16 protein-coding genes and 2 riboswitches are annotated in these 12529 nt (G+C 34.9%); of the genes, 13 read left to right on the forward strand and 3 right to left on the reverse strand.

Annotated elements, in window-relative coordinates; genetic code table 11:
- The first annotated feature begins 58 nt into the window (after positions 1 to 58).
- From NST98_RS02925 to NST98_RS02945, 5 genes are all read left to right on the forward strand, one after another.
- Positions 59 to 646, forward strand: a complete 588-nt coding sequence (locus tag NST98_RS02925) for a 5-formyltetrahydrofolate cyclo-ligase (RefSeq protein WP_340714395.1) — start codon at positions 59 to 61, stop codon at positions 644 to 646.
- Positions 643 to 858 carry a YqgQ family protein gene (locus NST98_RS02930; protein WP_016839241.1) on the forward strand — a complete coding sequence of 72 codons (216 nt, stop codon included), beginning with the start codon at positions 643 to 645 and terminating at the stop codon, positions 856 to 858. Before NST98_RS02925 ends, NST98_RS02930 begins: the two co-directional genes overlap by 4 nt.
- Before the next feature lie 324 nt (positions 859 to 1182).
- Positions 1183 to 3078: an LTA synthase family protein gene (locus NST98_RS02935; protein ID WP_340714396.1), complete on the forward strand. Its 1896-nt coding sequence runs from the start codon at positions 1183 to 1185 to the stop codon at positions 3076 to 3078.
- 298 nt (positions 3079 to 3376) lie between these two features.
- A complete protein-coding gene (locus NST98_RS02940) occupies positions 3377 to 4651 on the forward strand; it encodes an ISL3 family transposase (RefSeq protein WP_340714397.1) in 1275 nt (424 codons plus the stop codon).
- A gap of 594 nt (positions 4652 to 5245) precedes the next feature.
- Positions 5246 to 5389, forward strand: a complete 144-nt coding sequence (locus NST98_RS02945) for a hypothetical protein (RefSeq protein ID WP_172597780.1) — start codon at positions 5246 to 5248, stop codon at positions 5387 to 5389.
- An 83-nt stretch (positions 5390 to 5472) separates the two neighbouring features.
- On the opposite strand, the gene NST98_RS02950 is transcribed toward NST98_RS02945, so the two are convergent.
- A complete protein-coding gene (locus tag NST98_RS02950) occupies positions 5473 to 5652 on the reverse strand; it encodes a DUF2759 domain-containing protein (protein ID WP_016837707.1) in 180 nt (59 codons plus the stop codon).
- A 201-nt stretch (positions 5653 to 5853) separates the two neighbouring features.
- Here NST98_RS02950 and NST98_RS02955 point away from each other — a divergent pair, with 201 nt between their 5' ends.
- Complete coding sequence (locus tag NST98_RS02955) at positions 5854 to 6498, forward strand: MBL fold metallo-hydrolase (protein WP_445684051.1); 645 nt, start codon at positions 5854 to 5856, stop codon at positions 6496 to 6498.
- A 150-nt stretch (positions 6499 to 6648) separates the two neighbouring features.
- On the opposite strand, the gene NST98_RS02960 is transcribed toward NST98_RS02955, so the two are convergent.
- Both NST98_RS02960 and NST98_RS02965 read right to left on the reverse strand, forming a co-directional pair.
- Entirely contained in the window at positions 6649 to 6894 is a 246-nt protein-coding gene (locus NST98_RS02960; RefSeq protein WP_016837709.1) for a DUF2626 family protein, read from the reverse strand.
- Positions 6895 to 7005: 111 nt separating this feature from the next.
- Positions 7006 to 7707, reverse strand: a complete 702-nt coding sequence (locus NST98_RS02965) for a helix-turn-helix transcriptional regulator (protein WP_340714398.1) — start codon at positions 7705 to 7707, stop codon at positions 7006 to 7008.
- A gap of 264 nt (positions 7708 to 7971) precedes the next feature.
- Here NST98_RS02965 and comGA point away from each other — a divergent pair, with 264 nt between their 5' ends.
- The 7 genes from comGA to NST98_RS03000 all read left to right on the forward strand — a co-directional run bounded on the left by comGA (position 7972) and on the right by NST98_RS03000 (position 12225).
- Complete coding sequence (comGA, locus tag NST98_RS02970; RefSeq protein ID WP_340714399.1) at positions 7972 to 9003, forward strand: competence type IV pilus ATPase ComGA; 1032 nt, start codon at positions 7972 to 7974, stop codon at positions 9001 to 9003.
- Positions 8976 to 10043 carry a competence type IV pilus assembly protein ComGB gene (comGB, locus tag NST98_RS02975; protein WP_340714400.1) on the forward strand — a complete coding sequence of 356 codons (1068 nt, stop codon included), beginning with the start codon at positions 8976 to 8978 and terminating at the stop codon, positions 10041 to 10043. Before comGA ends, comGB begins: the two co-directional genes overlap by 28 nt.
- 13 nt (positions 10044 to 10056) lie before the next feature.
- Positions 10057 to 10362 carry a competence type IV pilus major pilin ComGC gene (comGC, locus tag NST98_RS02980; RefSeq protein ID WP_340714401.1) on the forward strand — a complete coding sequence of 102 codons (306 nt, stop codon included), beginning with the start codon at positions 10057 to 10059 and terminating at the stop codon, positions 10360 to 10362.
- A gap of 15 nt (positions 10363 to 10377) precedes the next feature.
- Positions 10378 to 10803 carry a competence type IV pilus minor pilin ComGD gene (gene comGD, locus NST98_RS02985; RefSeq protein ID WP_340714402.1) on the forward strand — a complete coding sequence of 142 codons (426 nt, stop codon included), beginning with the start codon at positions 10378 to 10380 and terminating at the stop codon, positions 10801 to 10803.
- A 13-nt stretch (positions 10804 to 10816) separates the two neighbouring features.
- Positions 10817 to 11104, forward strand: a complete 288-nt coding sequence (locus NST98_RS02990; protein ID WP_340714403.1) for a hypothetical protein — start codon at positions 10817 to 10819, stop codon at positions 11102 to 11104.
- Entirely contained in the window at positions 11077 to 11526 is a 450-nt protein-coding gene (gene comGF, locus NST98_RS02995) for a competence type IV pilus minor pilin ComGF (RefSeq protein ID WP_340714404.1), read from the forward strand. The genes NST98_RS02990 and comGF overlap by 28 nt, the downstream gene beginning before the upstream one ends.
- A 186-nt stretch (positions 11527 to 11712) precedes the next feature.
- Positions 11713 to 12225: a shikimate kinase gene (locus NST98_RS03000; protein ID WP_340714405.1), complete on the forward strand. Its 513-nt coding sequence runs from the start codon at positions 11713 to 11715 to the stop codon at positions 12223 to 12225.
- Positions 12226 to 12351: 126 nt separating this feature from the next.
- Positions 12352 to 12442: riboswitch (glycine riboswitch) on the forward strand.
- 3 nt (positions 12443 to 12445) lie between these two features.
- A riboswitch (glycine riboswitch) is annotated at positions 12446 to 12526 on the forward strand.
- Positions 12527 to 12529: the final 3 nt, after the last annotated feature.

Below are 12529 nucleotides of genomic sequence, written 5' to 3' on the forward strand. Positions count from 1 at the left end.
TTTTGCCAAAACCAATTCCGGTTTTGGCTTTTTACTTATAAGCAAAGGATTGATTGAAATGAACAAAAAAGAATGGCGAAATACTATTAAATCCTCTTTAAACGAAATGTCCAATAATCAATATCATTTACTTTCAGAAATGATAAAAAAGCGCTTATTCAATGAACCCATCCTAGAACAATGCCATACGATTGCGTTGACTATTTCAAGACAGCCTGAAGTGGATACTTATGAAATAATTAAGGCATGTTGGCAACTTGGTAAGCGAGTAGCTGTTCCAAAATGCAATCCAAAAACACGAACAATGGATTTTTATCATATCACTAGCTTTTCTCAGCTGGAAACGGTATATATGGATTTGCAAGAACCTATACCAGAAAAAACAACTTATGTATCTCCTGAAGAAATTGATTTAATGATTGTACCAGGGATTGTATTTGATCAACTTGGGTATCGAATTGGTTATGGAGGCGGTTATTACGACCGGTATTTAACGAATTATAATGGGCATAAGATATCTCTAGCTTTTCATTTACAAATTGTCGAACAATTACCAAAAGAATCTCATGATATTCCAGTTGATTTCATTATTACTGAAAAAGCTCTCATACATTGTGCCAACAATCGAAAGGAGATAGCTGAATGAAAACGATACTCGATATTCGCAACATATTGAAGCAATATGGATCGTTTATTTATACAGGAGATCGCTTAGGGGATTTGATGATGATGGAAGATGAAATACGCGAATTATATAAGTCGCAAGTTATCGATCCAAAAGAATTCCAATCGGCTCTATTGATAATTCGAAACGAAATAAAAAAAGAAGAAGAAAGAAAAATGAAATTAAATAACTAATATAGCCAATAAAAGAAAAAAATAATGATTGAATCAATTGTTAAAAAGGTGTAGACTTGTTAAGTCATTTTCATAAGAACAGTGTAGAAGCCACTGTTTTATTTTTGGGAACCTTTTTGTAAAAAAGACGTAAATATTTTTGGGGGTTTGTAAAGGGAAGGTAATATATAATTTTTATAACCTAATTTCTTTTAATTTTTTCGTAGTGCAATTCATTGAATAATGGCAAGAAAAAGATTAAGATATTATTTGCCTTCTTCTAAATATATGAAGTATATGTGCGAATGTTGTGACTTTGAATACGTAAGAAGAGGAGGATGCAAGATGAAGTCATGGAAATGGCCTAAACATACGATTTTAATAGTAGCCATTATCGCAACTTGGATTAAGACTGCAATCGTCTATCGAACCAGCTTTGAATTCGATTTAGAAAATGGAATGCAAGAGTTCATTTTATTTATAAATCCTCTTAGCTTTTTGCTTTTTGCTTACGGAATATCTTTATTTTTCAAAACAGAAAAGGCGCGGAATCGTTGGATTGTCATTACAAGTATGGTGTTAAGTATTGTACTTTATACAAATGTTGCTTTCTATCGATTCTTCAACGATTTTATTACGCTTCCTGTATTATTCCAAACAAGCAATTTCGGAGAATTAGGAACGTCTGTAGCTGAAATACTTAATTTTAGGGATCTTTTATACTTTATTGATGTATTTGTTATTTTGTTGGCAATTAAATACTTACCAAAAATGGAGACATTATATAGCGTTCGAAAAGAAGTTCGTCGCGCATATTTTGTCCTATCATTAGCTGTGTTATTTTTAAATTTAGGTCTTTCTGAAACAGAACGGCCACAGCTTTTAACTCGTAGTTTTGACCGCGAATTACTAGTAAAAAATATTGGAACTTATAATTATCATTTATATGATATTTACATTCAATCAAAATCTTCCGCTCAACGTGCTCTTGCCGATGGGAGCGAACTAGTGGAAGTCAATAACTATGTTCAAGCAAACCAAGCAGCCATTAATGAAGATATGTTTGGTAAATATCAAGGTCGAAATTTGATTGTCATTCAACTGGAATCATTGCAAAGTTTTGTCTTGCAAAATGACATGAATGGATACGAAGTTACACCATTCTTGAATTCCTTAATTCACGATAAAGATACGTATTACTTTAATAATTTCTATCATCAAACAGGACTTGGCAAAACAAGTGATGCTGAATTCTTATTGGAAAATTCACTGTTTGGTTTAGACCGTGGTGCTGTATTCTTTACGCATAGTGGAAATACGTTTAATTCGATGGCTGAAAAGCTAGGGAAAAATGGATATTTTACAAGTGTCATGCACGCAAACAATAAATCTTTCTGGAATCGTGATATGACATATCAATCATTAAAAATGCAAAAATTCTATGATATTGATAGCTATGAAGTAAACGAAGATAATTCTGTAAACTGGGGATTAAAAGACATTCCATTCTTTGAACAATCAGCGGAAATTATGACTGAAATGCCGCAGCCGTTCTATACAAGAATAATTACATTAACAAACCATTTCCCATTCACATTGGATGAAGAAGATAAAATGATTCCTGAGTACAACTCTAATTCAGGTACGTTAAACCGTTATTTCCAAACTGTGCGATACATGGATGAGGCGGTCAAATTATTCTTTGAACATTTAAAAGAAAAAGGGTTGTATGAAAATTCCATTATTGTTATGTACGGAGATCACTATGGAATTTCTGAAAACCATAATAAAGCGATGGCTATGTACTTAGAAAAAGAAGAAATTACGCCATACGATAGCGCATTGTTGCAGTCAGTGCCGCTATTCATTCACGTTCCGGGATCTGGTGACGGGCGAATCATCGAAAAGGTTGGAGGTCAAATTGACTTAAGACCAACCATTTTACATTTGTTGGGAATTGATACTTCCAATGATATGCAATTAGGTGCAGACTTGTTCTCTGATGATCACGAAGACTTTGTCATCTTCCGTGATGGACGCTTTGTGACGGATCAGTATGTATTTGCGGATCAAACATGCTTCGATCGTGCAACAGGAGAGAAGGTGGATATTCAAGGATGTGCACCTTATATTGAACGAGCTCAAAAAGAGCTTGGATATTCAGATAAAATCATCAATGGTGACTTATTGCGCTTCTATGATGAAGAAACGGGAAATTTAATATCTGAAGCGGTTAAATAATTGTTGATAATGTGATCGTTTAAAAAGGTCACTTTCGACTGTGGTGCATGCTTAGCTACAGAGTAATGGCAAAGAGGATAGCGGAGACTTATTTCTGCTTCTGTAGTAGAAAAGAGTTATAAGGGCTATGATTATAGAATGTGGGGGTTTCTAGAATGCTTTGATTTTCGGCTCTATAATATTTGGTGTTGGTGAGTATAAACCAGCACCAATTTTTTTGAACAAAAAAAATGAGACAGTGACAAAACTCTGGTAAAATGTAATCGCCAAAACACATTTTCCAAAGGAGTTGTGTCACATGTCTCACCATCATTCTATACGAAACCTACTCAATATAAAAGACAAAAATATCACATTTGATGAAAATTTTTGTTCTACCGAAACAATCAAAAAAGTAAAAGCGAAAGTCTTTCATGGGACGTTAACGTATCAACCAAAAGCTTGTTATGCTTGTGGACATGTCTTCGATGATCAAATCATTAAACACGGTTTTAAAACGTCTCTCATTAAAATGCCTAGTGTTTCAGGTTTTCATACCTACTTAAAATTGCGTAAACAGCGTTATTTCTGTAAACATTGTCATTCCACGTTTACTTTAAAAACGAGCGTCGTGGCTAAAAACTGTTGTATTTCCAACAATACCAAAGTATCGATTGCTTTAAACGCCAAAGATAAAATATCCGAAAAAGATATTGCGATGAAACATCATGTTTCTCATGCCACTGTCAGTCGTGTCATTGACAGCTTTTATAGCTACTATCAACCAAATGTTCACTACCTTCCAAAGCATTTGTGTTTTGATGAGTTTAAATCAGTGAAATCCGCAGCTGGAGCGATGTCCTTTATTTTCTGCGACTCTGAAACGGGGGAGATTGTGGATATCGTGGAGGACCGGAGATTACCTGTCCTCAAAGAGTATTTCTTACGGTATTCCAAGAAGGCGAGAGATGCGGTAAAAACGATTGTCATCGATATGTATAGCCCTTATATTTCCTTAATCCAAGAAGTTTTCCCTAAAGCGGAAATCGTACTCGACAAATTCCATATCCTCCAACTATTTAGCAGAGCTTTAAACAAAACGCGCATCAACGTCATGAATCGGGATAAAAAGAATTACAATAAATTGAAAAAATACTGGAAGCTCCTTCTGAAAGATCAAACAAAACTTGATTATAAGAACTATACATATCATCGTTGCTTTAAAAAGCATATGTGTGAGGTGGAGATTCTCCACTATCTCATTGATTTAGATTCTGAATTAAAAGCGTCCTATGAGTTATACCAATACGTTCGACATTACATCAAAACCAAAGACTTTGAGCTCCTAAAGAAAACATTAGAGAATAAACAAAATATCGTTTCCAGCTATATGAAAACCGCCATCAAGACAATCAACAAATACATCAATTATGTCGAGAATACGCTAAAGTACGATTATAATAACGGCATTTTAGAGGGGATTCATAACAAAATCAAAGTGATTAAACGCATTTCTTTCGGTTATCGATCCTTCTATCACTTTAGAAACCGAATATTCATTACCCAAAACTTAGCGAAAATAAAAACAGCTTAGGGGAACCTCGAATTTCCCCTAAGCCATCCGATTACATATTACCAAATAATGTCACTAAAATTTATTCACCAACACCATTTGACAAAGAACCTGATTTTCTAGAAACCTTTTTTCCTTTTAAAAAATTAATTGAAATAAAAAACGAGATGCGGCAATGCACCTCGTTTTTTATGTGCGCCCGGCATGTACATGAACTATAGGGTGTAAGTCCCGAACCCCGAAGACAGAAGTAGAGGTTAGCCAAGAGCAAGGGTGTCCGTGGTGACGCGGAATCTGAAGGAAGCTGGAGGCAAAACACCGGTCCGAGGAACACGAACCTCATATAAGGCTAGGTATGATTGAGTGAGTTTGCGTAACAAAACAAAGCTCTTTCTGTCGAAGGTCATATCGAGTAAATGAGGCGGATAGATGGTGTGAAAGTGCATGTACTTACCCGGGGAGGTCTGGCGGATAGGTGAAGTTCGCTTCATAACCTACTTAGTGATAAGTAGCTGAACCGTCAGAAGTCAGCAGAGGTCATAGTATTAGTTGGTCTAGAACAACTGAGAAGGACCGAACAATTAAGAGAGAATAGCCCTTGGCATTCAGTGAGTCATGATGAACACAGAAAACGTAGTACCTCACTTGAGGAAGGAAGCGGTGAATCCCGTGGGAGACCTCTTGGAGGGTGGAGTGACCACTGGCATAAGAAGACAAGCTATTCACGGAAGTTATGAAAACTTGCGTCAATTATCTTAATTGAACCGCCGTATACGGAACCGTACGTACGGTGGTGTGAGAGGACGGGAGCTAATCACTCCCTCCTACTCGATTTCTTTTCATTAGTGATGTACTGGTGGATAGCCTTGGTATAATACAGTCATGATGACAAACCAACCAAACACTACTCCAGATGCTAATCCAAAAATAATTGCTAAAACGTTTTTGTCTTTGATTGCGCGGAATGCCGCAACTAATGAAAGAATTGCAATTAAACCGAAAATAACCATTAATAAGTTCATGAAAAATATTACACTCCTTTCGACATCCAAAGAGTATGTCGGTAAAACAATATTCCTTCTCTATTTTATAGCAACGGTCATAAAATGTCGAGTTTTAAAAGTGACGTTTATATGAACAACGAATGATTCGTTTAAAAGTTAAGAATGAATTGGTTGGCAATGTTCATTTTTTCCAAACCATAGTATAATACGCTAGAGGTGATGAGATTGTTGGATGTTAAAACATTAAGTGTCGGTCCAGTGCAAGCAAATTGCTATATAGTGAGCAACCAATCAAAAGAATGCATCATTTTTGACCCAGGCGAAGAAGGAAATAGAATCATTTCTACTATTCAGTCTCAACAGTTGAAACCACTAGCCATCTTTTTAACTCATGCTCATTTTGACCATATAGGTGCTGTCGATGAATTAAGACAGGCTTTTCATATTCCTGTTTATATTCATAAAGAAGAAGAGGATTGGTTAATGGACCCAAATAAAAATGGTTCAGGAAAATATGTGGATCTTCCAACGTACCGTCTGCAATCGGCAGATTATATTATCGAAAAAGAGCAGACTTTTGTTGTAGGAGGCATGAAATTTCATGCGGTATTTACGCCAGGACATTCTCCAGGAAGCATTTCATATATTTTCGAAGACGATGGGTTTGCAATTGTAGGCGATACGCTGTTTCAAGGAAGCATCGGTCGAACAGATTTAATTGGTGGTTCACTGGAAGTGTTATTAAAATCCATTCATGAGAAGCTGCTTGTGCTGCCTGATGATTTTATTATTTATCCGGGACATGGAGGCTATACAACACCAGCTCATGAAATGGATACGAATCCATTTTTACATGGCTTTTAACTTAATAAGAGGGTGTCTAGAAAGTCGAGAGCTTTCCAGGCACCCTTGCTTGCTTTTTCCTCCTGTGATAGTCGAAACAAACTTCCACTATCCTCGTCGCAAAAAGGGCCGCCTCAAAATGACTTTTGAGACAGCCCCATTTCTGATTTATTAGTGTCCAAGTCCACCCGGTACGTGGATAAACGTTGTGTAATAAGTAAATCCAGCAAAGAATATTGTCAAATAAGCTCCGAAAATGTACATGTACATGCGTTCTGAAAGGTTTAAGAAGCCTAATAATAAGAATAATACAGAATTACCTACGAATAATAGCGAAACCTCAATCATATGACCAAGATAGAACATTACGGCAAAAATACCTGTCCAGAATGCTAAAACTTTATACATATTAGCCATGTCAAATCCCTCCTTTTGTACGACACAATAATCTCAATGTTTATTATAAATGATAATTGACAATATTGTAAACTGATACTTCGATAGATTTGTGACAATCAAGTGTATCTTTTACAGAGCAACATTTGGCACAAATATTTCATATTTACAAAAATCGCAATCGTGAACCATACTTTCAAATTGAACAAATTCATTTTTTTCAAATAGTATGTCGATTTGACCTTGTAAGTATGATTTATGTAGTTCACATACTATATCGCTATGTTCTTTTATTTGACTTTTATATGGACAGTTAAAAATCGTTAGCGTAATTTTCTTTCCTTCAGCAGTATCTACAATTTTTGGAATGTAGCCAACTAGTAGAGCAGCTTCAGATAAGATTTCTAATTTTTCTTCAAAGCTAAGAGGTTTAGTTATCTTTGATAATCTTTTTTGAATTTCTTTTAAGCCATCTTGATAACTAATTTTTTTCGCTGTCTTCAATGCATCTTGTCCCAACTCACATACAAGTTGAAGTGCCCATTTAACGAGATGTTTTTCATCTCGTTTTGGGAAAGTCAACTCAACCCCTTGTTCAGATACTTGATAAATTCGACCAGGTCTTCCACCTTTACCTGATTTAAAAATATCAGTAGTGATGAGATGGATCTCCGATAATTTCGTTAAATGCAGTCTTGCCACATTTGGATGTATATTAAATTTATCTGCAATATCTTGTACAGTAAATGCTTTTTTTTGTTGCAACATGTATTCATATATTTGAAAACGAGTTTCATCCGCTAAAGTACTCGTAATTTTTAATGGATGCAACATGTTGTTATCCCACCTTCAGTAATATTTATGCTACTTCAATTTTAGCTTTATGATTAATAAAATGATAGTGAAAATACGTGGTGATTATTGGGTGTTAGAAAAATATTCAAAATTTGTAATAAAATCTGCCATAAACTTTTCAAAAATAAAGTTTCAACAGAAAAAAGGGGTCAAATAAAAATTTTAAGAAAAAGCCTTTTCCAAATATAAACTTCGTCTTATACTATTGCTAAATTCAGCGGTCACGAATTTAGGGAAGTGGTGATGCCTTTGAAATTGGAGTCCGTTATTGAAACAAAATCAACTCAATTATTGTTAAAAGCTTTACATTTCGGAGCTAGTGATATTTTAATTGAGCCAACTCCAAACCATTACACCATTCAGTTTCGCAAATATGGAAAATTATTTCCTGCAGGTCATTTCCCAATTGAATTAGGGGATCGAATGATTTCCTTTTTTAAATATAAATCTTCTTTAGATATTAGTGAAAAGCGAAAGCCGCAAAGCGGTTCATTTGAAGAAATGTTTTCCAATCGTTTATATGCCTTCCGAGTCTCTACTTTACCTTCCGTATATAAAAGAGAAAGCCTCGTTATTCGTTTGTTTTTACAAAATGCCTCATATCCGATTGCTTCATTATGTTACGATCGCCATTCAGCAGAAAAATTATTGAGATTGATTTCCAATCGACAAGGATTGATATTATTTTGTGGCGCCACAGGATCGGGCAAAACTACGACATTATATTCATTAGCAAAATATTGCAGTGACACATTAGGGCGACATGTAATTTCTCTCGAAGATCCAGTGGAAAGCAGCCAGTCGTATATGCTTCAAATTCAAGTAAATGAGCTTGCAGGTATTACATATGCAGCTGGTTTAAAAGCAATTTTAAGACATTCGCCCGATGTCATTATGATTGGTGAAATCAGGGATGAAGAGACTGCAGAAATCGCCATGCGTGCTGCATTATCCGGTCATTTGGTGCTATCAACTATACATGCAAAAGATTCGGTGAATTGTCTATATCGTTTAATGGATTTAAATGTTTCCATAGAAGAAATTCGGCAAGCTTTGATTGCAATTATTGCCCAATGTTTAATTCAGTTACATGATAGCGATAGCAGGAAAGCAATTTATGAAATTTTGTCGAAAGATATTTTACAAGAAGCAATTATAAATACAGCGCAAGGAATTGAATATCACTTGCCAGTTGAGGAAACATTGGAATTCCAAAAAGCTGCTATTGAAGAATTGGGGGATTTGTCGTGCTACAGCAAATCAGCGAAAAAATGATTTTCCCCATTCAAAGAAATTATAAGGAGAAAGTTCGGGATGTTCCATCGCTCCTAAATAGGACAAGCATATTACTGAAAGAAGGATATACATTTTCAGATGCCTTGTTTATGTTACTTCCTTATCACGTTAAAGAATTGGAAAAGTGGAATGCTTTATTACAACAACAGTTCAATAACGGTTCATCGGCAGTGGATATTTTACAACAACTTTCAATTCCAAAACATTTTTTATTATTGATAGCTATTGCAGAAGAAAAAGGGGATTTGGCTGAATCATTGCACCACGTAAGTAAGCAAATAAAATTTCAAGAAGATACGCAGCGGAAAATTGTGAAGTTGCTAATGTATCCCGCTTTCTTGATGATTTTATTAACAATGGTTTTTATATTGTTTCGAAGTTATTTTTTACCAAACATAGAGCAACTCGTGATTTCAAATCATTCAGAAAAAGTCAATAGTATAAACTTCGCTGTTGTATTGCTTCATATACCAGATTTTCTCATACTCCTATTCATTATTTCGTTATTCTTGATATTTATTTCAATTCATTCCATTCGAAAAAAAGAAATCGCTCATCAACTAAACATCATTATGAAAATCCCTATAGTGAAATATGTTTATCAAGTGAATTTAACAAGACAATTCTCTCATTTGCTTGGAAGTTTATTAGTATCAGGTATATCACTTCAACAAGCATTGTCTATTTTAGAACAACAACAAATAAGTCGCCACTTATCATATATCACAGCACTATTGACACAAAGGGTGAAGTTCGGTGATTCATTGTCAGAGGCTGTGAAGATACTTCAACTGTTTATGCCGAAGTTTGATGAATTGATTGAACACGGTGAAAAAAATGGGTACTTAGGCCGGGAAATGCTCATCTTCAGCGAATTGCTAAATGAGAGGATCCAATCGACCATCAAATTTTGCTTGGCGAGCATTCAACCTCTTTTCTTTATTTTGATTGCGATATGCATTGTTGCAGCGTATTTAAGTATACTGCTGCCGATGTATGACTTAGTCGAAATCATGTAATAGAGGTGAAATCATGAAAAATCAAAAGGGTTTTACGTTAATTGAGATGCTAATTGTGCTTTTTATTATATCTATTTTAATATTAGTAACTGTTCCAAACGTAACGAAACATCGGAATACGATTGATGATAAAGGTTGTGAAGCATATATCCGCATGGTACAAGGGCAGGTAGAATCATACAAAATTGAATACAAAACCATCCCTACATTAGATCAGTTAGTAAACAAGGGATACTTAAGAGAGGGGATGGATAAATGTCCGAATGGCAAGGGATTTACCATTGAGACGGATGGAACTGTGACATTAACCAATCAATAAAGGAGCATAGAGCGATTGAAAGAACAGGGGTATACGCTATTAGAAATATTATTCGTTTTAATGATTGTCGTATTGGTTGGTATGTTAGGGACAACCTTTTCTTTTAAAATGACAGAAAAAATGGTTGTGGAACAGTTTTTCCACCAGTTTACATTGGACATTCAAATGGCACAAATGTTAGCCTTGGAAAAGCAAAGGAGCTGTTTTGTTTCTTTTGTAAAACAAGATACTTATAGAATATACCATCAATTAGATGAAGTGATTTTAGAGAGAAAACTACCGGAAATCATTGAGTTTGATCAGTATAGTAATTTATTAACTCTTCGAATTGATCCAGATGGAAATGTAAAAAATTTTGGGAAATTTACTTTTTACACTCCTTTTGGACAAAAACATATTGTCATTAATATAAATAAAGGACGAATTCGTTATGTGGAATGAGAAGGGGACTTCCATGTTAGAATCGTTGTTAACGCTTATGATTATTATAGTAGCCATCAGTTTTATTCCGTTCATTTTTCAACTTCAGCATTCTCTATACAATCAATCGTTGGAATTACATGCATCCCAAGTGGCCTATGAAGCAGTTATTATTGCTAAAAATACCGGTATTTTCGAAGGGGAAAAATGGATCGACAACGTAGAATATGCTTGGTATTTTCAAACAGATGCGGTTTGTGTACGATTTAACAATTTAGATGGGGTACGATACAAATGCATCAATGGCGATGGCGAATTGTAAGAAACGGCAAGGGATTTACATTTATCGAGGCGCTGTTTCAATTGGTGATTTTTTCGTTACTCGCTCAAGTAATTTTTATTTTTTATCTATTAATTCAACAATGGCACGACACGATTGTGGCAGAAGAACAAATTAAATGGGAAATCTTTATTCATGATTTACAACAATATTTACTTGATGCAGAGGATATTTATATAATGAATAATTCATTATATATCATAGACTCTTCCACAAAAACGATAAAAATAAACAAGATTACAGATGTGATTCGTTTGCAAATCAATGATCAAGGTTATGTGCCACTATTGATTGGTATTCGGCATGCCGAGTTTTCCCTTTCAAACAATATTGTAACGATAAAAGTAGAGTTCTTGAATGGTATTGTAAAGGAGAGAGCGTTACTTGTACAATATCATAAATAACGAAAAAGGCATGATATTTCCCGTTGCCATTGTCTTTTTGTTTTTTCTTATCACTGTTGTAATTTTTTACAGTTCAACCTACTTAACTCAATTTTCTATTATAAATTCATTGGAAAACATAAACATTCGTGCTACGATAAATTTACTTGGAGAAACCGCAGAGTTTTAGTAGAAAGGTGTCTAATTATGCGAAAGATTTACTTAGTAGGGTTTATGGGGTGCGGAAAAAGTGCAGTCGGACGCCAATTAAGCTATGCCCTACGATTGCCCTTTTATGATATGGATAAAGAAATCGTCAGACAACAAGGCATGCCGATTCCAGAAATTTTTGAAAAGTTTGGAGAAGAATATTTTAGAAATTTAGAAACTGAATTTTTAAAAAACTTTCGTGACGAAGCTTGCATTATTGCGACTGGTGGCGGCGTTCCAATGAGACAAGAAAATCGACAAATAATGAGAAGAACAGGTTTAATCTTTTTTCTTGATGCAACATTTGAAGACATTTATAAAAGAATAAAAAATGACAAAAATCGACCAATTGCACAACGTTCGACTAAAAAAGAACTGGAACGACTATATTATTATAGGAGAAAATTTTATAAAAGAGCCGCTCACATCCGTGTCCTTACAAAAGATCGAACAATTCGCCAAGTGGTAAATTATATTGCTTTTCAAGTGAATCGACTAAAAGGCGAATGATAAGGTATTGTTATTTAAAAATGTTCGTTTTTTTAAGGAGTTTTAAAAAATGATTGCCTTCTATTACGTTCAATGTTAGGATATAGGCAAAGATGTCTGTTTGTTGAAAAATTTCATATGGTGCGGATGATTGTGCGGGGAGAGAACGTTTTTACGTCGCCGAAGGAGCAAGTAGTAGAACTATGAATCTCTCAGGCAAAAAGACTCGTACGGGACGCAACTCTGGAGAGTGCTGAATAACAGCCACCCAAGGGGAAAGCCTATTTTATAATAGGTGTAACTTTCAGGTGCAAGGACAGAGAAT

The organism is Ureibacillus sp. FSL W8-0352 (genome assembly GCF_038004345.1).
In the GTDB taxonomy this organism is placed as follows: Bacteria; Bacillota; Bacilli; order Bacillales_A; family Planococcaceae; genus Ureibacillus; species Ureibacillus thermosphaericus.